We start from the raw sequence: 21,156 nt of genomic DNA on the forward strand, positions 1-21,156 counted from the left end.
GTATATGTTAAATAGGATATTTTATTAATGTTTAAAGTAATAGAACGATATATAGGGTTTCATTTTTTGTATTTTATGTTTCAATCTTTTTTTGTGATAATTTCTTTATCATCTATAATTAAATTTTTTGAACAAATTAAAAAAATTAATGGAGAAAATTATACGATTGTTGATGTATTATATTTCGTATTATTAAATATTCCTAAAGATATAGTTACGTTATTTCCTATATTTACTTTATTAGGAGGAATATTAGCTATTAGTGATTTATCAAATCATAATGAATTAATTGTTTTTGAATCTATTGGTTTTTCTAAAATTAAAATTATTTTTTCAATTATTAAAGTAGCTATTATATTAACATTTTTTATGATTATAATTTCTGAATTTATTGTACCTGATTTAGAAAAAATTTTGAGAAGTTATAAAAGCGAAAAAATATTTAAACATTCTTTTTTTTTTAATCAAGAAAATATATGGTTGAAAAACGAAAATTATTTTATTTTTTTTAAAAAAATTATTAATCAAAATGAAGCTAAAGATATTTCTATTTATATATTGGATAAAAAATTTAAAATTAAAAAAATAATTCATTCTATTTATGGAATTTATAATTATAGAGAAGTGAGTTGGAAATTATTTAATATTGATGAATTACAATTACATAATTATAAAAAAATTGTTCGATTAAAACATAAATATATATTTTGGAAAACGATTCTGTCCCCAAAAAAAATCAAATTATTATTTCTTAATCCACATTCTTTATCTATTAAAGAGTTATATGATTGTATGCGATATTTTAAATTTAATAAAAAAAAACTATTCATTTATGAAATTAATTTATGGAAAAAAATTTTTTTTCCTTTATCAATAATTACAATGTTATTTATGTCGATTTCATTAATTTTAGGTCCATTTCGAAATATTTTAAATAGTATTAGAGTTTTACTTTCTATATTTTTAGGCTTTATTTTTTATATATTAAATGAATTGGTTAGTAGTGTTAATTTTTTGTATAATTATTTTTCTATTTGGTTAATTTTATTAATACCAAATTTGTTATTTTGTATGATTAGTTTTTTAATTTTAAAAAAATATTAGAAAATATTTCACTTTTTTAATTAAACATTACTTGGAGATTTTTTTTGATTCCAGATATTTCAAAATCACTAATATGGTTGAGAGAAAATCCTAATATTTTATGCTCTCTTCGTTATATTAAAAGAGGAGTTGAACGTGAGGGTTTAAGGATTACTCAATCAGGAAAATTAGCAAATACTTTGCATCCAAAAGTATTTGGAAAAGCATTAACTCATCCTTGGATTACTACAGATTTTTCTGAATCTTTATTAGAATTTATTACTCCAACACATACTGATGTTAAATATATTTTAACATTTTTACAAGATTTATATCGGTATAGTATTTTAAATTTAAATGGTGAATTGATATGGCCATTAAGTATGCCTTGTTTTATAGATAATCCAAATAATATTATAATTGCAAAATATGGAGATTCTAACATTGGTCGTTTTAAGACATTATACAGAGAAGGATTAAAACATAGATATGGATCTTTAATGCAGATAATTTCTGGAGTACACTATAATTTCTCTTTTCCATCTATATTTTGGAATGAATGGAAAAAAAATAATTTTCAAAATAAAAGAAATCTCAGTATCTCAGATGGTTATTTTAATTTAATTCGTAATTATTATCGTTTTAATTGGTTAATTCCTTATTTATTTGGTACATCTCCTGCTATTTCCGGTTCTTTTCTGCAAGGCAAAGAAAAAAGGTTTTTTTTAAAAAAAGGAGTTAAAAATACTTATTATTTACCATATGCAACTTCATTAAGAATGAGTAGTTTGGGTTATACAAATGATATTCAAGATAAATTAACTATTTCATATAATAATTTAAAAAATTATATTAAGAATTTAAAAAATGCTATGAGTAAGCCATTTGCTAAATTTTCAAAATTAGGAATTAAGAATAAAATAGGACAATATATTCAGATTAATACTAATTTATTACAAATAGAAAATGAATTTTATGCTCCAATTAGACCAAAAAGAATTCTTAAAAATCATAGATCTTTAATTGATGCTTTATCAAAAGATGGAATTGAATATCTTGAAATAAGAATATTAGATATTAATCCATTTAATCATATTGGTGTAGATAAATTACAAATAAATTTTTTAGATCTTTTTCTTATTTGGTGTCTTTGTGCAGATTCACCTCCAATGAATAAAAAAGAATTTAAAGTTTGTAAAATAAATTTTAAAAATGTAGTCCTTAAAGGAAGAAAACCTGGTCAGGTTATTTATGTATTGAATAAAAAAACTTTAATACCAATTAGAGAAGTAGCAAAATCTTTTTTTCATGATTTGTTAAAAATTGCGTATCTTTTAGATATGGCATTAAATACGAAATACGAAAAAATATGTATAAAACTAATGAATATGGTAGAAAATCCAGAGTTAACATATTCAGGTCAATTATTATCATCTATATTAGAAAAAGGTATTGATGAATATGGATTAGAATTGGCTAAAAATTATTATCAAAAAGTAAAGAAAGAGAGTTATCAAATTCTTAATAATAATGATTTTTATCATAAAAAATTATATTCAATAGAAAAGCAAAAAAGATTAGAAAAAGAGAATAAAATTAGTTTTGACGATTATTTAAAAATGTATTTTTTAAAAAAATATTAATTTTTAATACCCTTCCCCATTTCCATTAATTTCCAAATCATAGTATATAATATGATTATAAATGTTGTTAATATAACAACAGTAATTGGAAAATTTACAATTTTAATTCCTAGAAAACCATAACGTAATCCACTTATCATGTATACAATTGGATTTAATTTAGATATCGTTTTCCATATATCTGGAAGTACAGTTAAAGAGTAAAATACTCCACCTAAATAAGTTAAAGGAGTCAAAATAAAAGTTGGAATAATACTGATATCATCAAATGTTTTTGCAAAAATAGCATTTAATAATCCTGCTAAAGAAAATAAAATAGCAGTCATTAATATTGTAATAATTACAGCTAACCATGAATGAATATTTAAAGGTATAAAAAAAATAGAAATCATAGTAACTAAAATACCTACTAGAATTCCTCTAGCTACACCACCACCAACAAAACCTATAATTATAACATGATTGGGAACTGGTGCTATTAGCAGTTCTTCAATACTTTTTTGAAATTTTGCTCCAAAGAAAGAAGAACAAACATTTGCATAAGAATTAGTTATTACTGACATCATAATTAATCCAGGAACAATAAATTCAATATAATTTACTCCTTCCATATCACCTATTTTTGTTCCAATTAAATTTCCAAAAATAATAAAATATAGTGAAATGGTCATTATTGGAGGAAATAGCGTTTGTATCCATATTCTAATGAATCTCATTATTTCTTTTATCCAAATAGTTTTCATTGCTGTCCAATATATTTTTATCATAGTTTATCTCTGCTTATAAAAAAATTATTTTTTATTGTTTGTTAATAAGTTTAAAAAAAATTCTTCTAATCGATTAATTTTGTTTCTCATATTAATTATATAAATTTTTTGTTTGGATAATTGAAAAAATAAATCATTTAGGTTTTGATTTTTTGATAAATTAACTTCTAATGTTAAATGATCAATAATTTTTATTTTGTACCCTTTAATTTTTGGTTGAGGACTATTTGGTTTTAAATCAAAAATAAAAGTTTTTAAATTAGATTGATTCAATAAAGTTTTCATACTTGTATTTTTTATTAACTTTCCATTATGTATGATACCAATATTTCGACATAATGTTTCTGCTTCTTCAAGGTAATGTGTGGTTAAGATAATCGTAGTACCATTTTGATTTAATTTTTTTAAAAAATTCCACATTGATCTACGTAATTCTATATCTACTCCTGCAGTAGGTTCATCTAATATCAGTAGTTTTGGTTGATGCATTAGTGCTCTTGCAAGCATAAGACGACGTTTCATTCCTCCAGATAGATCTCGTGCACATTCATTTCTTTTATTCCATAGAGAAAGTTGTGAAAGATACATTTCTGCTCTTAATTTTGCCAATTTACGTGGTACTCCATAATAACCTGCTTGATTTAAAACAATTTGTAAAACAGTTTCGAACGGGTTAAAATTAAATTCTTGTGGAACTAATCCTAATTGACGTTTTACTTGAACAATATTTTTATCTAAATTGTATCCAAATATTTTTACAATTCCACTTGTTTTATTTACTAGTGAAGTAACAATGCTGATTGTAGTAGATTTTCCTGCTCCATTTGGTCCTAATAAAGCATAAAAATCACCTATTTTTACTGATAGATTTATGCCTTTTAAAGCTTTAATATTTCCTGGATATGTTTTAGTGACTTTAATTAATTCTAGAGAATAACTCATAAAAAGCCTTATTTATTATGTAAATAAAACTATACTTAGTATACAAGTATTATATAAAATATTTTTTAAAATTTTTTATTTACTTTATGAATGATTATATTTTATTAAAAATAAATATTGATATAGTAAATGATGCGTAATATAAATATTTTAATTTTAAATTTTTTGTATAAAAAAGAGTTAATATAAGAAAACAGAATTTATAAAATGTATTTATATAGCATTTTTTTTAAATTTAAATATCTTAAAACATAATTTATCTAGTACTATAATATTAGTTATTTAAATAATGAATAAAAAATTTAATAATCAGCATTGATTAAATTTGTTATTATAAAAATAATTTATTAAAAAATTTAATATTTATATCGTCTATTTTTTTATTCATATTAATATAAAAAAATTAAAAATATGAAACCAATTATTAAAATAATGATAACAGAATTAAATATTAAAAATCGTATTAATGAAATGGCAAGTAGTATTGTGGAATATTATCGTGATAATACAAATGAATTATTATTAGTTGGTTTATTAAAAGGTTCATTTATTTTTATGGCTGATTTATGTAGAAAAATTAATATTCCTCATGAAGTAGATTTTATGATAGTTTCTAGTTATGAAAATCGTACTTATTCTACACGAGATGTAAAAATTATAAAAGATCTTGATGAAAATATTTGTGGGAAGAATGTTTTATTAGTAGAGGATATTATAGATTCAGGTAACACTTTAAAGAAAGTTCGTGATATTTTAGAATTAAGACTTCCGAAATCTATTACTATTTGTACTTTATTAGATAAACCATCAAGAAGAGAAGTTGATGTTCCTATTAATTGGATTGGCTATTCTATTAAAAATGAATTTGTCGTAGGTTACGGTATTGATTATTCACAACAATATCGTCATTTACCTTATATTGCACATCTTGTTAAGTTAAAAAAATAATTTTTTTAATTATTTTATTTTTTATATTCATTGTATATATTAATATAATTCCATATATAAGTGTTTTATTAAATACAGATATTTTATTGATATCTTTAAATTTTTTGGAGTAAAAACAGTGTTTCCTATAGCAAAAAAAAAACCAAAAAAATTTGTATTAAATAATGATATTAGAATTGATAATTATTTTTGGCTTCGTGATGAAAGTAGAAAAAAATATGAAGTTCTAGATCATTTAAATAAAGAAAATCTTTATACAGAAAAAGTTTTAAAAAGTGGTAATTTATTAAAAAAAAATATTTTTAAAGAATTAATTAATCGTATTCATAAAAGTAAAAAAACAGTACCATATAGATATAATGGTTATTTATATCGTGTTATTTATAACAATAATAATGAATATCCAATTTTCCAACGTAAATTAATTAGTAAAAATAAAGAGAATTGGAATATTTTAGTTAATGGTAATCAAAGAGCTAAAGGAAAAAAATTTTATTATTTATCTAATATTGCAATTTCTGAAGATAATAAAACTTTAGCTATCGCAGAAGATTTTAAAGGAAGATGTCAGTATGAAATTTCTTTTAAAAATTTAAGTAATAAAAAATGGAATAATAGAATTATTAAAAATGTTTCTTCTAATATTATTTGGATGAATAACAATGTATTTCTATACATTAGAAATCATTCAGTAACATTAAGACCATATCAATTATTTTATTATCAATATGGACAAAATGAAATAAAAGATATAAAAATTTATGAAGAATTAGATGATACGTTTTCGTTAAATATTCAAAATAGTGCTTCAAAAAAATATGTTTTTCTAGAATGTAATAGTACAGAAACAAATGAATATCGAATAATTGATTTTAATAATACAAAAAATATAAAAATTTTTTTAAAAAGAAAAATAGGACATAAATATAAACTAGATCATTTAAATGATTTATTTTATATACGATCTAATTGTGAATCTAAAAATTTTGATATTTATACATCTAAAAATATTGGATTTTTTTGGAAAAAAATTTATTCACCAAAAGAAGAAGTTTATTTAGAAAATTTTTTATTATTTAATTTTTGGTTAGTTATTGAAGAAAGATTTTATGGTTTATTAAAAATCAGTTATATTAATTTAAAAACTAAACAAAAAAATACTATTTCTTTTAATGAATCTTTATATATGACTTGGTGTACTGATAATTTTGAATCAAATTCACCTTATTTAAGATACGTATATTCATCATTTACTACTCCCATTACTATTATGCAAGTAAATATGTCTACTCATCAATCCAAAATTTTAAAAAAAGAAAAAATAAAAGATTATAATGAAAAAGAATATAACAGTTTAAGATTATGGATAAAATCACGTGATGGAATAAAAATTCCAGTATCTATACTTTATCGTATGAATTTATTTAAAAAATATGATAATCCTATTCTTTTTTATGCTTATGGTGCTTATGGTATTAGTATAGATCCTATATTTAATTCTTCTCGATTAGTTTTATTAGATCGAGGTTTTATATATGCTTTTGTTCATGTTAGAGGAGGAGGAGATTTAGGAGATAATTGGTATCAACAAGGAAAATTAAGAAATAAAAAAAATACTTTTAATGATTTTATTGATGCAACTCAAGAAATATTAAATTTAGGTTATGGGAATAAAAAAGAAGTGTATGCACTTGGAGGTAGTGCAGGTGGTTTATTGATGGGAGTCATTTCTAATGAAAAACCAAATTTATATAAAGGTATTATATCTTTAGTTCCTTTTGTAGATGTTTTAACTACTATGTTAGATCCTTCTATTCCTTTAACTACAGGAGAATATGATGAATGGGGAAATCCAAAAAAAGATAAGGATATTTATTTTTTATTAAAGTCTTATAGTCCTTACGATAATGTTAAAAAACAACGTTACCCTCATATGTTAGTTACGACTAGTCTATATGATTCTCAAGTACAATATTGGGAACCTGTAAAATGGGTTGCAAAATTAAGAGAAATGAAAGTAGGTAATACGGTTTTATTGCTAAAGATTAATATGAATTCTGGTCATTATGGAGAATGTGGTCGCTTTAATCAATTAATGGAGCTTGCATTTCAATATACTTTTATATTAATGTTATTAGATTTTCATAAATATTTTTTGAATTTTGATTTATCATAATTTTTTTATAATTTAAATTTATTTTTTTATATTAAAAATAAATATTATTTATATTGAAATATTTTGTAAATATTTGTAAAATTATTAAATTAAAATATTAATTTGATAAAATTAAAATTTATTTTTTTAATTTTTTTAAAAATATTTTAAAATTTTTTTTTATTCTTTTATTGAAAAAGAATGGACGTATAATATTTTATTTGTAGTATTATACAAATTTATAACAATTTTATATTTAGTAGTAAACAATATATTTTATATTAAAGGTAATCTTGATGTTAAAAGTTAAAGGTAATGTTAAATGGTTTAATGAGGCAAAAGGATTTGGATTTATTACACCAGAAGATGGAACGAAAGATGTTTTTGTTCATTTTACAGCTATTCAATCTGAAGGATTTAAGACTTTGTCTGAAGGACAAAAAGTTGAATTTGAAATTTCTGAAGGTGCGAAAGGACCATCAGCAATGAATGTAGTTGTAATTTAAAGTAAAGAAATAAAGTAATAGAATATTATTTCTAATAACCGTCTTAGTTAAGATAATGAGGCGGTTTTATTTTTTTTATTTTAAATTTTTTGCTTGTAAATCTGCATGATATGAAGATCTTACTAAAGGACCAGAAGCAACATTAATAAAACCCATTTTTTTTGCTTTTTCTTTAAAAAAAGAAAATTTTTCCATAGTAATATAACGCAAAACTGGTAAATGATTTAAACTAGGTTGTAAATATTGCCCTAGTGTTAACATATTTACTCCATGATGTCTTAAATCAGACATTACTTCTAAAATTTCTTCATCGGTTTCTCCTAGTCCTAACATTAATCCAGATTTGGTTGGTATATTAGGATTCATTTTTTTAAAATTTTTTAACAAGAGCAGTGATTTTTTATAATTAGCTCCAGGTCGAACGATTTTATATATTCTAGGTACATTTTCAATATTATGGTTAAAGACATCCGGTGGAGAATTTTTTAGTATTTTTAGTGCTAATTTTGTACATCCTCTAAAATCTGGAACAAGAATTTCTATTTTTATATTTTTATTTTCTTCTCGAATTGCATTTATAGAATACGAAAACTGTTTTGCTCCTCCATCTCGAAGATCATCTCTGTCAACTGATGTAATAACAACATAATTTAATTTCATTTTTTTAATAGCTTGTGCTAGTTTTTTAGGTTCGTTTTGATCAGGTAGTTTTGGTCTGCCATGATTAACATTACAAAATGGACATTTCCTTGTACAAATTGATCCTAAAATCATAAATGTTGCTGTTCCTTTATTGAAACATTCTGCAATGTTAGGACAAGATGCTTCTTCACATATAGAATTTAGATTGTTTTTTTTTATTATTCTTTTTATTTTTTGAATTCGTTTGTGATTAGAAGGCAATTTAATTTTAATCCATGTAGGTTTTTTTAATTTTTTTATTTTTTTAGATGTTAATGTTGTAATAGGAATCGAAAATTTTTTTTTAGAAGAATAGTCATTATTTAGTAATGAAGCATGATTTTTATTTTTTTTATTCATAATGATTTGATATTAAAGTGTTTTATTTGTATTAAGTATTATTATTTAATACTTTAAAATTTAGTAATTGGCAAAACTTTTTTATTAAAAGAGAATCTATTTTTTTTATACTAAAGTTATTAGTAAATTCGCTTAGTTGAGTCATTTTCATTTTTTTAAATCCACAAGGATTAATATAATCAAATGGTTTAAGATCCATTTTAATGTTAAATGCTAATCCATGTAATGAATATCCATTTTGAATTTTTAATCCAATAGAACATATTTTTTTATTCTTTATATAGACACCTGGTGCATGCATTTTAGAATAAGCATGTATATTAAATTTAAGTAATGTATAGATTACTGTCGTTTCTAAAGAATTAATTAATTTTCTAATATTGATATTATTTCTTTTTATATCTATCATAATATACATTATTTTTTGTCCAGGTGCATGAAATGTTATTTGTCCTCCTCTATCAGATTGAATAATGGGTATTTTAGGAGATTTAAATAAAATATTTTCATTTTTTCCATTTCTCCCTTGAGTAAAAACTGGAAAATGTTCGAGTAACCATATCTCATCTTTTGTTTTTTTCGTTCTTTTTAGATTAAATTGATGCATTGCATTTAATACATGTTGATAATTTTGTATTCCTAAATTTTTTAGTATTATTTCTTTTTGAGAATGATGTTGATTATACATTTATTTTTTTATAATTAAATTATGCTAATTGTTAGTAATTTTGAAATTTTCACTTACTTATTTTTTTATATTTTATAACAAAATTTAAATTTTTCCTGTATGTCCAAATCCTTGAGTATTTCTTTTAGTATGAATAAGAAAGTTTTTAACGAAGTTAAATTTTGGATGAATAATAGATATAAAAATTATTTGTGCAATTCTTTCATTGGGTTGAATAAAAAATATTTTTTTGCTTTGATTAAAAAGCGAAATTATTAATTCTCCCTGATAGTCAGAATCTATCAATCCAATGGTATTTCCAAGAAAAATACCATAATGATGACTTAATCCTGAACGTGGTAGAATTAATCCAGCTAAGTTTTTATCTGCAATATGTATGGCTAATCCAGTTGAAACTAACTTTTTTTTATTTGGTTTTAATTCAACAGGATTTTTTAGACATGCTCTTAAATCTAATCCAGCAGATCCTTCTGTTCCATAATGTGGAAAAGTAATAGTATCTCCTATTTTTTTATCGAGAATTTTTACATTTATATTTTTTTTCATAGTCTTGTATTATTTCATCTAATAGTTGATGACTAAGTTTTAATTTATTATTAAATGGTAAATAAATCTTTTTATTTTTCCACAATAAATTTAGCGAGTTATTTTTTATATTTGATTTATCTTTTGATAGAGTTATGCGATTTGCACAGATTAAGTCTAATTTTTTTTTAATTCTTTTTTCATGAGAGCATTGTATTAAATTATGGGTTTCAGCTGAAAACCCTACAACGTATGGACGATTTTTATTTAATTTTCCAACACTTGCAATAATATCAGGATTTTTAATTAATTTTAAATGAACAATTTTATTGTTAGTTTTTATTTTTTGTTTACTAAATTTTGTTGGTCTATAGTCTGCTACTGCTGCACATCCAATAAAAATATTTTGTTTTTGGATAATTTGATGTACTTTTTTATACATTTCTAAAGCATTAATTACATTAATTCTTTTAACGTTTTTTGGTGTTTTTAAATAGACTGGTCCAGATATCAAAGTAACTTGTGCACCTCTTTCAGAAGCAGCTTGTGCAATTGAAAAACCCATTTTTCCAGAACTATAATTAGTTATAAGACGCATTGGATCTAATAACTCATATGTTGGTCCAGCAGTAATTGTAATAGAAATATTTTGCATATCTTTTTTTTTTTTAAAAAATAACTCTATTAATTTAATAATTTTTTTTGCATCTAACATCTTTCCTAATCCGAAATCATTACAAATCTGTTTTCCTACTTCTGGTCCCCAAATTAAAAAATTTCTTTTTTTAAGAATTTTTATATTTTTTTGCGTAAATTTTGATTGATACATTATTTTGTTCATAGCCGGTACAACAGCAATTCTAGATTTAGAAACTAAACAAATTTCTGTTAATAAATCGTTAGCCATTCCTATGGATAAACGAGCAATTAAATTTGCAGTTGCTGGTATTATTAAAATTAAATCTGCCCATTTTCCTAACTTAATGTGATTTATATTAATATTTGAACCTGAAATAAAATTGTTTTTTTCTATTGGATGTCCAGAGATTACCTCTGCAGTAAGTGGTGTTATAAAAGAATAAGCAGAATGTGTCATAACAACACGTATGATAGCACCTTTTTTTTTTAATTTTCTAATGATTTCTGGTACTTTATATGCTGCTATGCTACCACTAATTCCAATTAGAATATGTTTACCTGCTATTTTTTTCATAATTTATATTTAATCTATTTAATAAATGATTAATTTGATTTTGAATAGTAATTTCATACTCATATTTAAAATAATTCTTATTTTTTATTATATGTTTGTTTTTTTAAAAAAACAAATTTATTAAAAATAATAATAAATTTATAATTGAGTTAATCTATATATAATATTATATCAAAAGGTTACATAATGATGAGTTTTTTTGATATAAAAAATATTTTTTTTCAAATTTCTTTTATAGAAAGAACATATTTTTTTTCTTATATAGAATTTTTTGGTACTATTTTTGGATTTTTATGTATTTGGTTTGCGAGTAGAGCAAAGAGAATTAATTATGTTTTTGGTATTATTAACGTATTATTATTTAGTATAATTTTCATTCAAATTGAGTTATATGCTAGTTTTTTTTTACAAATATTTTTTTTAATTACTAACATTTATGGTTGGTTTATATGGAAAAAAAAAGATTATTTAAATAAACATTTAAAAATTAGTCATATTGGATTATTTAATCTCATAAAATTAATATCAATTTCTTTAATATTAGTATGTTTTTTAATGTTAAATATTGATGTAATTTTGCATTATTTCTTTTTATTTTTTTTAAAAATAAATAATTTATTTCATTTAAATATTTTTTTGAAAAAAGTTGAGATGAATTATTTTTTGTTTTTAGATTCAATTATTACTGTATTGTCAATGCTTGCTATGATTTTAATGATAAAAAAATACGTAGAAAATTGGTTATTATGGATTATTATTAATTTATTGAGTATTTTTATTTTTTATTTAAAGGAAGTTTATTTCATTCTAATAGAATATATATTTTTATTAATAATATCAATTTATGGTTTTTTAAATTGGAGAAAAAAATTAAAATATTAAATATCATTTAATATATTTTTTTTTTATGAAATTTAAAATTAATGTAAGTATTCCTATACTTAGTACTATAATTGGGAAAATAGTTAATATTGTTGTGATTATTATTTCATAATTTTTAAAAAAAGTAGTGTTATAAAAAAAATGTCCAAGAGAAATTAATAATAAAATCCATATAAATCCACTAATCCAATTAAAAATTTGAAATTTATATTGTGATAATTCATATATACCAGCAATCATTGGAATTGCAGTTCTAAAAAATCCAATAAATCTAGAAAAAATCAATGAATAAAATCCGTATTTATATAAAAAGAGATAAATATATTTATAATATTTTTTAGGTATTTTTTTTTTAATAAGATTAATTTTTTTATTTTTTTTTAAAAATTTTCCTTGTTTATAAGCTATCCAAGATCCTAGGCTAGCACTAAAAGTTAAAATAATTATTATCATTGGATAACTTATAACTTTTTTTGCTGTTAAAACACCAACTAAAATTAACAAACTATCTCCTGGAAGAAAAGAAGCTATTATAATTCCATTTTCTAAAAAAATAATAGTAAATAAAATGAAATAAATTCCTAAAACAATAGATGGTTCAATAATTAGTTCATAATTTTGATTGTATATCGAAATAATAAAATTAGTAATATTTTTCATAATTTTTCCAGATATAGATAATATTTATATATTAAATAAATTGTATTTATTTAATATATTTTAAATAATATTTTTATTAATTCATTAAGATATTTTTTTATATTTTTTAATTTTAAAAATCAACTAATTTTAAAATTAATACAATGAATTTTTATATTTATTTTAAATAAAGGAAATATAAATGTATTCTATTGGTACACCAATATTATGGACTATTTTTTTAATTCTTATTTTAGTTATGTTTTTATTTGATGTTATTACACAAAGAAAATTTAAAATAAAATATATATCACTAAAATATTGTTTAATCTGGACTATTATTTGGATATTCATAACATTTTGTTTTATTTTAGGTATATGGATATATATAAAAGAAAATTTAAATATATTGATTGCGAATCAAACAATAATATTATTTATTACATCTTACCTACTTGAAAAAACATTAGCAATTGATAATTTATTTGTTTGGATAGTACTATTTGATTATTTTTCAATTTCTATTTCTTTACAAAGAAAGGTACTAACTTATGGAATATTAGGAGCGGTATTTTTACGTATTTTTTTAATTTTTTTAGGTGATTGGTTAATATTACATTTTAGTTGGATTTTATACGTTTTTGGAATTTTATTGATTTTTAGTGGTATTAAAATTTTATTTTTAAATAAAAAAACAATTAAAATTCAAGAAACATTTTTATTTCAATCAATTACAAAATATGTGTCGATTTCAGATAAATCAGAAACAAAAAAATTTTTTATTAAAAAAAATGGTAAATTTTTTATTACACCATTGTTAGTAGTATTGATTTTAGTAGAATTAAGTGATATTTTTTTCGCTCTAGATAGTATTCCTGCTATTTTTTCAATAACTCAAGATCCTTTTATTGTATCTAGTACAAACATTTTTGCTTTATTAGGATTACGTTCTATGTATTTTTTACTATTAAAAATAATTAAAAAATTTTATATGATAAAATATGCATTATCTATTATAATCATTCTTATCGGATTCAAAATGGTCATAGTAGATTTTATTCATATATCTGCAATTTTTTGTCTGATTTCTATTATTTTTATTTTTTCTATTGCAATAATTATCAATTATATTGTTAATAATTGTAAAAAATTGAAATAAAAAATATTTTAAAAAAAAATTTAGGTTCATTATGTTAGAAAAATTTGTTAAATATTATTATAGAAAAATATTTGATGCTAAATTTATTAAATTGATTTTTATTTTTATTTTGATATTTTCTATTATGTTTTTATTTAACAATATGTTAACTCCATTATTTATTGTTATTGTATTGACTTATCTTTTAGAATATCCTGTACAAAAAATAGAGAATTTTGGCTTATCCAGAACTATTTCGGTGTCTGTTATATTAATGATTTTTATTGGTATTAGTATAATGGTCATTTTAGTTATGATGCCTATCATATGGCAACAAGCTATTAATTTAATATTAGATTTGCCTTCTATGGCAAATATTTTCAATCAAAACATTAAATTATTTTCTGAAAACCATCCGATATTTGTTAATGCAGGAATTGTTGATATTATAATTAACAATTTACGTACACAATTATCTAATTTAGGAAAATCGTTTATAAAGTATTCTTTTTCTTCTTTAATTGAAATTATTACATTTCTCATGTATTTAGTATTGGTTCCATTAATAGTTTTTTTTCTATTAAAAGATAAAATCAAAATTTTTTTTAGAATTAAGAATTTTTTATATTTTGATTATATTTTTTTTAAAAATATATGGAAAGAAATTAATCAACAAATTAGAAAATATATTCAAGGAAAAGTAATAGAAATGATGATTGTTGGAATATCTACATATTTAGTTTTTATTTTTTTAAACATGAATTATTCATTGTTTCTTTCTGTTTTAGTGGGTATGTCAGTATTTATTCCATATATTGGTGCAATTTTTGTTTCTATACCAGTAATATTAGTAGGATTGTTTCAATGGGGATTTTCAAGCGATTTTTGGACTTTATTTATTTCATATATTATAATACAAACTATAGATGGAAATATATTAGTGCCTATTTTGTTTTCTGAAGTGATTAATTTACATCCTTTGATAATTATATTTTCTATTATTTTTTTTGGAGGTTTATTAGGATTTTGGGGTGTATTTTTTGCTATACCACTAGCTATTTTCATTAAGTCTATTATTAATGTTTATTTAAGACAAACTATTTTGTTTTAAAACTTTTTTTAATTTATGTGTAATTTTTATACAAAATTTATTTTTTTATTTATTTTAAATGTATTAAAAAAATAATTATTAATATTTATTATGAAAAAAATAAAAAAAAGAGAATTTTTTTGTGATTGTATTGTTGCTATGATTACACCAATGAATCTTAAAAAAGAGATTGATAAATTTAGTCTAAAAAAATTGATTCATTTTTATATTTTAAATGGTATTAAAACAATTTTAATATTAGGAACTACTGGTGAATCTTCAACTATTAAATATAATGAATATTTAGATTTTGTTGTAACAGTTAAAGAACTTTCAAAAAATGATCTCTTTGTTATTGTTGGAAATGGTTCAAATTCAACTGAAAATTCTATTTTTTTAACTGAATTAATAGAAAAATCTGGTATTGATGCTTGTTTATCGATTACACCTTATTATAATCTTCCTACTCAAGATGGATTATATCAACATTTTAAATCTATTGCAGAATCTACTAAATTACCTCAAATATTATATAATATTCCTTTTCGTACAGGCGTTGATTTATTACCTGAAACAGTTTTAAGGTTGTCTAAGATAAAAAATATAATTGGAATTAAAGAAGTAAGTGGTGATTTATTGCGTATTAATCAAATTCGTAAATTAATTAAAAATAGAGATTTTATTATATTAAGTGGTAATGATTTTGAAATTGTAGATTTTATTAAATTTGGAGGTGATGGTTTAATCTCTGTTAGTGCTAACATTATTCCTAATTTAATGAAAAAAGTATGTCATTTAGCTTTAAATGGTAATATATATCAAGCTAATCAACTAAATAAAAATTTATTAAATTTACATAAAGTTTTATATATAGAGTCTAATCCCATTCCTATAAAATGGGCATGTTATTATTTAGGATTAATCAAATTTAATACATTGAGATTACCATTAACGTCTTTAATTAAAAAAAATCAAAAAATAGTTAAAAAAGAAATAAAATTTATTTTAAAAAAATATAAAAAACAACTTATTTAAATTATTTTGAGGGTAGTCAATAAAGTGAATTTTTTTGTTAAAAATGTAATTTTTTATTCTTTATTTTTGTTTTTGTCAGGATGTTTTTTAAAAAATGAATTTTTAAATAAAAATAGTAAAATAAAAAATAATCATTTATCAACTAGTTATGTGAATTCTTTGATTTTTCCAAAAAATTTTCCTCCTTTATTGAAAGATTTTAATTATCAAATACCAAAAATAGAAGGGAAAAACTTATTTTTTTTTGAAAATGATACTCGTCCACCATCAGAAATTATATTATTACATAATCATAAAAATATATATTCAGAAAGTAATTTTTTTTATAGTAAATTATTTTTTTCTAATATAAAATATATCAATATTTTATGGGATAAAATACTGATATATTTATCAAATAAAAATATTAATCTTTTAAAGAAAGATAATAAAAATTATTTATTAGTTACTGATTGGATTATTTGGCCGCAATTAAAAGATAAAATACAATTTCAAACACGTCAAAAAATTAAGTTAGAAATTCAAGATAATCAAGTTATTTTAACTATTACAAATTATAATATAAGAAAAATTGATATTAATAATGATTTTGTAATATTTAAAAAAGAAAAAAATCATTATTTAATATATCAAAATTATTATAATGTATATTTTTTAAATGAATTAATAATTTTTTTAAAATTATTTTTTTAAATTTTTTTATTTCTTAACAAGATATTAAACTTTTCTTTGAGTATATGAATATATTTATTAATAATAGAATCAATTTCTATTTCTTTAAGTGTTTTATGATGGTTTTGTATTTCAAATCTAATACTAATACTTTTATAATTTTCACCTATATTTTCATGATAAAATAAATCAAATATACTTATTTTTATTTTATAATTTGTTTTAATTTCTCTACATGTTTGTAATATATTAAAAGCTGAAATATTATTATTGATAATAATAGAAATGTCTCTATAATTTTTTGGAAAAAATGATATTTCTTGAAATTTCGGTATTATTATATCAGACATTTTTTCCCAATATAGTTCAAATACGTATGTTTCTTGATTTAGGTTTAGTATATTATGAATTTCATAAGAAAGCATTCCTAAATATCCTACATATTTTTCTTTAATATAAATTCCTGTACTTTTATGTGGATTTAATTTTAGAGATTGTATTGGTTTAAAAGTGGCAAATTTTAACTTACCTATTAGTTCTAAAATAGATTCGACGTCTCCTTTAATATCAAAAAAGTCAACATTTCTTTTTTTATCTGTCCATTGTTCTTTAAATCTATATCCTGATATAATTGCTGATATCATCAGATCTTGTCTAATTCCAAATTCTTTTGTTTTATCTTGAACAAATTTGATTCCAGATTCAAAAAATCTAAATTTATTTTCTTGTCTTTTTTTATTATATATTAATGTAGTAATTAATCCTATAAGTAACGATCTTCTCATTACCGACATATCTTTTGATATAGGATTTAAAATAAAAACACTTTTCTTTTCATCAGGGAATAGTAATTTTTGTATTTTTGGACTAACAAATGAATAACTGACTACTTCGTGATAGCCACGATCAGTTAATAATATTTTTATTCTATTTAAAGAAATTTTTTTATTAGTATATGGAAAAGTAATATTTGTTTTTATTGTTTTTTTTGGAATTTTATTATATCCATATATTTTAATAATTTCTTCAATCAAATCTTCTTCAATTTTAATATCAAAACGCCATGATGGAATATAAACTATCCAAAATTTATTTTTTTTAATTATTTTAAATTGTAATGATATTAAAATTTTAGAAATTTTTTTATTAGAAATATAATAACCAATTAATTTATTAATTTTTTTTTTAGTAAGTAAAATTTTTTTAATTTTAGGAAGATATTCATTATTAACTATTTGAATAATTTTATTTGGAATACCTTTAAGAAAATTTGTTATTAGTTCTGTAATTTTATTTAAAGAAATTTTTTGTATATTGTAATCTACACCTCGTTCAAAACGATTTGAAATATGTGTAAATAATTTATATTTCTTTGTAGTTTGATAAATATATGAAGGATCTAGATAGTATGCTATTAATAAAATGTTTTTGCTTTTTTTTCTGATTTTAGCATGTTTTCCACTACAAATACCTGCTAATGATAAAATATTTGTTCGATCTTTAATAATTAAAGTTTTTTTATCTAAAATAATGTTTTCTTTATTATTTAAAGAAAATTTTTCTCCATTTTTTGCCATTTTTATTTGAATAAATTGTTCTATTTTATCTAAATCATAAAATTCTATTGGTTGTCCAATTTCCAGTGTCATGTAGTTACAAATATCTTGAATAGGATTTACAGGTAGGATTTCATTTATTTTTAGTATTTCCTTAATCCATAGAGGAGTTTTTAAGTTTATTTTGATATTTTTTATAATTTGTACAAGAAATCTTGGACATATTTCTGGATTATCTACTATAACTGATAAAGATTTAGATGATTTTTGATCATTTGTTCTTTTTTTAAAAAGATAAATCTTAGGTTTTTTATTTAAAAAAGCTAAGATATCTCTTGTTATACCTAATATATTTAAATGATCCGGTCTATTATATAAAGCATTAACTTCAAAAATATAATCTTTAATTTGTAAATATTGACTTATATTTGAACCAACTATTGCATTATTTTGAAACTTTATGATTCCATTTTTTTTATTATAAATTTCTAACTCTTTATATACACATAAATATCCTTGAGATTTTTGATTATTGATTGTACTCGATATAATTTTATTAAAAAAGATACTTTCTGTTGTTGCTACTGCTAGTTTTGTATTTTTTTTTATTTTTGTAATATTTGAAATAACGTTAATTATTTTTTTTCCAATATTAACTTTAAATAAACATTTTTTTTTATTTTGATCGTATAAAACTTTTTCTATAATTTCTCCAATAATTATTCCAGGATATTTGTTTTTTGTAATGTACGTGTTATTTATTTCTAATCCTATCATTGTAATAATTTGATGTAGTTGTTTAATATGAATCGGAAATTGAATCCATTTTTTTAATAAAAAAGTGCTTAATTTCATTTTTTTAAACCAAATTTATCTAAATTGTTTCAGAAAGCTAATATGATTTTGAAAAAATAAACGTAAATCTTTAATGTTATATTTTAACATTGCTAATCTTTCTATGCCTATTCCAAATGCTAATCCAGAATAAACATTCTGATCTATATTTGCATGATTTAAAATTTTAGGATGTATAATTCCACACCCTAAAATTTCTAACCATTTTTTTTCTTTTGTTAAAATATCTATTTCAGCAGATGGTTCAGTAAAAGGAAAATAAGATGGTCGAAATCTTATAATTATTTTTTTTTTAAAAAAATAATTTAAAAATTTATATAATATATATTTTAAAAAAGAAAAGTTTATATTTTTATCTATTATAATACCTTCTGTTTGATGAAACATTGGTGTATGTGTTTTATCATAATCATTACGGTACACACGACCAGATGCTATAAATTTAATAGGTGGTATTTGATTTTTTATAGTTCTAATTTGAATACTAGACATTTGAGTACGTAATAAAAAATTCTTATCAATCCAAAAACTGTCTGTTTTTTTTCTTGATGGATGATTTTTATCAATATTTAGAGAATCAAAATTAAAATATTTATTTTCTATTTCAGAACCTGTTTTAATAGAAAAACCAGACATGACAAAGAAATCTTCTATACAATTTATTGTATGAGTAATAGGATGTAAACTTCCTATTTCTTTATTTCTACCTTCTAATGTTATATCAAAATAGTTAATTTTATTATTTTTTTGAAATAAATATTTTTTTATTGATTTTTTTTTCTTTTTTATTAATTCTTCTATATTTTTTTTTAAAATATTTATTTCTTTTAATTTTTCTATTTTTTTTTCTTTTAATTGTATTTCTTTAGCTTTAGATAATTCTAATTTAATGTACCCTTTTTTACCTAAAAAATTAACTCTGATGTTATTTAGTTCATCTATATTATTAATTTTATAAATTTTTTCTTTAATTTTTTGGACTAATTTTAAATAATTGTTCATAATTTTATTTTTTTTACATTATAAACCATTTAAAAATCTTTTTTATAAGATTTTTAAACGGTATTTAATGTTTTAAATAAGTTTCATTTATTATATTTTTTTTTAGATTTATATTTTTTTAAGAACAGTTTATTTTTTTGTGATTAACGTTACACGCTTCTTTTGATTTTTGAATTAAATAAGAAAAAGTTGATTTATCAAAAATAGCAATATCAGACAAATTTTTTCTATTTATTTTTATTGATGCTTTTTTTAATCCATATATAAAATTATTATAAGACATATTATATAAACGAGTTGCTGCATTTATTCTTATAATCCATAATTTTCTAAATTGTCTTTTTTTTTGACGTCTATCACGATAAGAATATTGATTAGATTTGATTACTGCTTGATGAGCAACACGATAAACACGAGAACGTGCTCCAAAATATCCCTTTGCTTGTTTTAATATTTTTTTATGTCGTGTTTTAGCAACTACTCCACGTTTAACACGAGGCATTTTATTCTCCTTTTTTTAAATAAAAAATCAAAAATAAATATTTTATATTTTTAAATATAAGGTAATCCAATACTAATTTTTGATAAATCAGATTTTTTAAGAATTTTTTTTAATCTTAAATGTCGTTTACGTTTTGTTGTTTTTTTTGTTAAAATATGACGCAAATTAGATTGTTTTCTTTTTAACGATCCTTTTGCTGTTTTTTTAAATCGTTTTGAAAAACTTCGAATCGTTTTTATTTTATACATTTTTTATATTAATACTCCTTGAAAAT

General features: G+C 20.7%; 21 protein-coding genes. 10 read left to right on the forward strand and 11 right to left on the reverse strand.

Annotation, left to right across the window (positions count from 1 at the left end; genetic code table 11):
- Nucleotides 1-27: 27 nt before the first annotated feature.
- Together lptG and gshA are read left to right on the forward strand one after the other, a co-directional pair.
- Nucleotides 28-1,104 carry an LPS export ABC transporter permease LptG gene (gene lptG / locus RA161_00365; GenBank protein ID WMY97526.1) on the forward strand — a complete coding sequence of 359 codons (1,077 nt, stop codon included), beginning with the start codon at nt 28-30 and terminating at the stop codon, nt 1,102-1,104.
- A gap of 44 nt (nt 1,105-1,148) precedes the next feature.
- Nucleotides 1,149-2,726: a glutamate--cysteine ligase gene (gene gshA / locus RA161_00370; GenBank protein ID WMY97527.1), complete on the forward strand. Its 1,578-nt coding sequence runs from the start codon at nt 1,149-1,151 to the stop codon at nt 2,724-2,726.
- Here gshA and RA161_00375 read toward each other — a convergent pair.
- Nucleotides 2,723-3,493 (reverse strand): ABC transporter permease, encoded by a 771-nt coding sequence (locus RA161_00375; protein WMY97528.1) that lies wholly within the window; start codon nt 3,491-3,493, stop codon nt 2,723-2,725. The genes gshA and RA161_00375 overlap by 4 nt on opposite strands.
- A 24-nt stretch (nt 3,494-3,517) precedes the next feature.
- Nucleotides 3,518-4,435, reverse strand: coding sequence for an ABC transporter ATP-binding protein (locus RA161_00380; GenBank protein ID WMY97529.1), 918 nt, complete (start codon nt 4,433-4,435; stop codon nt 3,518-3,520).
- 411 nt (nt 4,436-4,846) lie between these two features.
- On the opposite strand from RA161_00380, the gene hpt reads away from it, so the two are divergent.
- From hpt to cspE, 3 genes are all read left to right on the forward strand, one after another.
- Entirely contained in the window at nt 4,847-5,383 is a 537-nt protein-coding gene (hpt, locus tag RA161_00385; protein ID WMY97530.1) for a hypoxanthine phosphoribosyltransferase, read from the forward strand.
- Nucleotides 5,384-5,501: 118 nt separating this feature from the next.
- A complete protein-coding gene (locus RA161_00390) occupies nt 5,502-7,559 on the forward strand; it encodes a S9 family peptidase (protein ID WMY97531.1) in 2,058 nt (685 codons plus the stop codon).
- Between the two features lie 275 nt (nt 7,560-7,834).
- On the forward strand, nt 7,835-8,044 hold the full coding sequence (cspE, locus tag RA161_00395) for a transcription antiterminator/RNA stability regulator CspE (GenBank protein WMY97532.1): 210 nt from the start codon (nt 7,835-7,837) through the stop codon (nt 8,042-8,044).
- 75 nt (nt 8,045-8,119) lie between these two features.
- On the opposite strand, the gene lipA is transcribed toward cspE, so the two are convergent.
- From lipA to coaBC, 4 genes are all read right to left on the reverse strand, one after another.
- A complete protein-coding gene (gene lipA, locus RA161_00400) occupies nt 8,120-9,085 on the reverse strand; it encodes a lipoyl synthase (protein ID WMY97533.1) in 966 nt (321 codons plus the stop codon).
- A gap of 31 nt (nt 9,086-9,116) precedes the next feature.
- Nucleotides 9,117-9,773 (reverse strand): lipoyl(octanoyl) transferase LipB, encoded by a 657-nt coding sequence (gene lipB / locus RA161_00405; protein WMY97534.1) that lies wholly within the window; start codon nt 9,771-9,773, stop codon nt 9,117-9,119.
- A gap of 84 nt (nt 9,774-9,857) precedes the next feature.
- Nucleotides 9,858-10,319 carry a dUTP diphosphatase gene (gene dut, locus RA161_00410; GenBank protein WMY97535.1) on the reverse strand — a complete coding sequence of 154 codons (462 nt, stop codon included), beginning with the start codon at nt 10,317-10,319 and terminating at the stop codon, nt 9,858-9,860.
- Nucleotides 10,285-11,511, reverse strand: a complete 1,227-nt coding sequence (coaBC, locus tag RA161_00415; GenBank protein ID WMY97536.1) for a bifunctional phosphopantothenoylcysteine decarboxylase/phosphopantothenate--cysteine ligase CoaBC — start codon at nt 11,509-11,511, stop codon at nt 10,285-10,287. Before coaBC ends, dut begins: the two co-directional genes overlap by 35 nt.
- A gap of 186 nt (nt 11,512-11,697) precedes the next feature.
- Here coaBC and pnuC point away from each other — a divergent pair, with 186 nt between their 5' ends.
- Nucleotides 11,698-12,393 (forward strand): nicotinamide riboside transporter PnuC, encoded by a 696-nt coding sequence (pnuC, locus tag RA161_00420; GenBank protein ID WMY97537.1) that lies wholly within the window; start codon nt 11,698-11,700, stop codon nt 12,391-12,393.
- Nucleotides 12,394-12,396: 3 nt separating this feature from the next.
- Here pnuC and RA161_00425 read toward each other — a convergent pair whose 3' ends face one another.
- Entirely contained in the window at nt 12,397-13,053 is a 657-nt protein-coding gene (locus RA161_00425; protein WMY97538.1) for a DedA family protein, read from the reverse strand.
- A 181-nt stretch (nt 13,054-13,234) separates the two neighbouring features.
- Between RA161_00425 and RA161_00430 the strand changes: the two genes are divergently transcribed.
- From RA161_00430 to bamC, 4 genes are all read left to right on the forward strand, one after another.
- Nucleotides 13,235-14,191, forward strand: coding sequence for a TerC/Alx family metal homeostasis membrane protein (locus RA161_00430; protein ID WMY97539.1), 957 nt, complete (start codon nt 13,235-13,237; stop codon nt 14,189-14,191).
- Between the two features lie 31 nt (nt 14,192-14,222).
- Nucleotides 14,223-15,281 (forward strand): AI-2E family transporter, encoded by a 1,059-nt coding sequence (locus RA161_00435; GenBank protein ID WMY97540.1) that lies wholly within the window; start codon nt 14,223-14,225, stop codon nt 15,279-15,281.
- A gap of 90 nt (nt 15,282-15,371) precedes the next feature.
- On the forward strand, nt 15,372-16,295 hold the full coding sequence (gene dapA, locus RA161_00440; protein WMY97541.1) for a 4-hydroxy-tetrahydrodipicolinate synthase: 924 nt from the start codon (nt 15,372-15,374) through the stop codon (nt 16,293-16,295).
- A 24-nt stretch (nt 16,296-16,319) separates the two neighbouring features.
- Nucleotides 16,320-16,988 (forward strand): outer membrane protein assembly factor BamC, encoded by a 669-nt coding sequence (bamC, locus tag RA161_00445; protein ID WMY97542.1) that lies wholly within the window; start codon nt 16,320-16,322, stop codon nt 16,986-16,988.
- On the opposite strand, the gene pheT is transcribed toward bamC, so the two are convergent.
- From pheT to rpmI, 4 genes are all read right to left on the reverse strand, one after another.
- On the reverse strand, nt 16,985-19,378 hold the full coding sequence (pheT, locus tag RA161_00450; GenBank protein ID WMY97543.1) for a phenylalanine--tRNA ligase subunit beta: 2,394 nt from the start codon (nt 19,376-19,378) through the stop codon (nt 16,985-16,987). The two genes, bamC and pheT, sit on opposite strands and share 4 nt — an antisense overlap.
- Nucleotides 19,379-19,393: 15 nt before the next feature.
- On the reverse strand, nt 19,394-20,380 hold the full coding sequence (gene pheS, locus RA161_00455; GenBank protein WMY97544.1) for a phenylalanine--tRNA ligase subunit alpha: 987 nt from the start codon (nt 20,378-20,380) through the stop codon (nt 19,394-19,396).
- 118 nt (nt 20,381-20,498) lie between these two features.
- Nucleotides 20,499-20,882, reverse strand: coding sequence for a 50S ribosomal protein L20 (gene rplT / locus RA161_00460; protein ID WMY97545.1), 384 nt, complete (start codon nt 20,880-20,882; stop codon nt 20,499-20,501).
- A gap of 50 nt (nt 20,883-20,932) precedes the next feature.
- Nucleotides 20,933-21,130 carry a 50S ribosomal protein L35 gene (rpmI, locus tag RA161_00465; protein ID WMY97546.1) on the reverse strand — a complete coding sequence of 66 codons (198 nt, stop codon included), beginning with the start codon at nt 21,128-21,130 and terminating at the stop codon, nt 20,933-20,935.
- Nucleotides 21,131-21,156: the final 26 nt, after the last annotated feature.

It is taken from the genome of Arsenophonus sp. (assembly GCA_031446085.1).
In the GTDB taxonomy this organism is placed as follows: Bacteria; Pseudomonadota; Gammaproteobacteria; order Enterobacterales; family Enterobacteriaceae.

What these genes read in the sequence shown, in the direction of transcription:
- lptG (WMY97526.1), top strand. Translation starts at nt 28, where the DNA reads ATGTTTAAAGTAATAGAACGATATATAGGGTTTCATTTTTTGTATTTT.
- RA161_00375 (WMY97528.1), bottom strand. Translation starts at nt 3,493, where the DNA reads ATGATAAAAATATATTGGACAGCAATGAAAACTATTTGGATAAAAGAA.
- RA161_00380 (WMY97529.1), bottom strand. Translation starts at nt 4,435, where the DNA reads ATGAGTTATTCTCTAGAATTAATTAAAGTCACTAAAACATATCCAGGA.
- hpt (WMY97530.1), top strand. Translation starts at nt 4,847, where the DNA reads ATGAAACCAATTATTAAAATAATGATAACAGAATTAAATATTAAAAAT.
- cspE (WMY97532.1), top strand. Translation starts at nt 7,835, where the DNA reads ATGTTAAAAGTTAAAGGTAATGTTAAATGGTTTAATGAGGCAAAAGGA.
- lipA (WMY97533.1), bottom strand. Translation starts at nt 9,085, where the DNA reads ATGAATAAAAAAAATAAAAATCATGCTTCATTACTAAATAATGACTAT.
- lipB (WMY97534.1), bottom strand. Translation starts at nt 9,773, where the DNA reads ATGTATAATCAACATCATTCTCAAAAAGAAATAATACTAAAAAATTTA.
- dut (WMY97535.1), bottom strand. Translation starts at nt 10,319, where the DNA reads ATGAAAAAAAATATAAATGTAAAAATTCTCGATAAAAAAATAGGAGAT.
- coaBC (WMY97536.1), bottom strand. Translation starts at nt 11,511, where the DNA reads ATGAAAAAAATAGCAGGTAAACATATTCTAATTGGAATTAGTGGTAGC.
- pnuC (WMY97537.1), top strand. Translation starts at nt 11,698, where the DNA reads ATGATGAGTTTTTTTGATATAAAAAATATTTTTTTTCAAATTTCTTTT.
- RA161_00425 (WMY97538.1), bottom strand. Translation starts at nt 13,053, where the DNA reads ATGAAAAATATTACTAATTTTATTATTTCGATATACAATCAAAATTAT.
- RA161_00430 (WMY97539.1), top strand. Translation starts at nt 13,235, where the DNA reads ATGTATTCTATTGGTACACCAATATTATGGACTATTTTTTTAATTCTT.
- RA161_00435 (WMY97540.1), top strand. Translation starts at nt 14,223, where the DNA reads ATGTTAGAAAAATTTGTTAAATATTATTATAGAAAAATATTTGATGCT.
- dapA (WMY97541.1), top strand. Translation starts at nt 15,372, where the DNA reads ATGAAAAAAATAAAAAAAAGAGAATTTTTTTGTGATTGTATTGTTGCT.
- pheT (WMY97543.1), bottom strand. Translation starts at nt 19,378, where the DNA reads ATGAAATTAAGCACTTTTTTATTAAAAAAATGGATTCAATTTCCGATT.
- pheS (WMY97544.1), bottom strand. Translation starts at nt 20,380, where the DNA reads ATGAACAATTATTTAAAATTAGTCCAAAAAATTAAAGAAAAAATTTAT.
- rplT (WMY97545.1), bottom strand. Translation starts at nt 20,882, where the DNA reads ATGCCTCGTGTTAAACGTGGAGTAGTTGCTAAAACACGACATAAAAAA.
- rpmI (WMY97546.1), bottom strand. Translation starts at nt 21,130, where the DNA reads ATGTATAAAATAAAAACGATTCGAAGTTTTTCAAAACGATTTAAAAAA.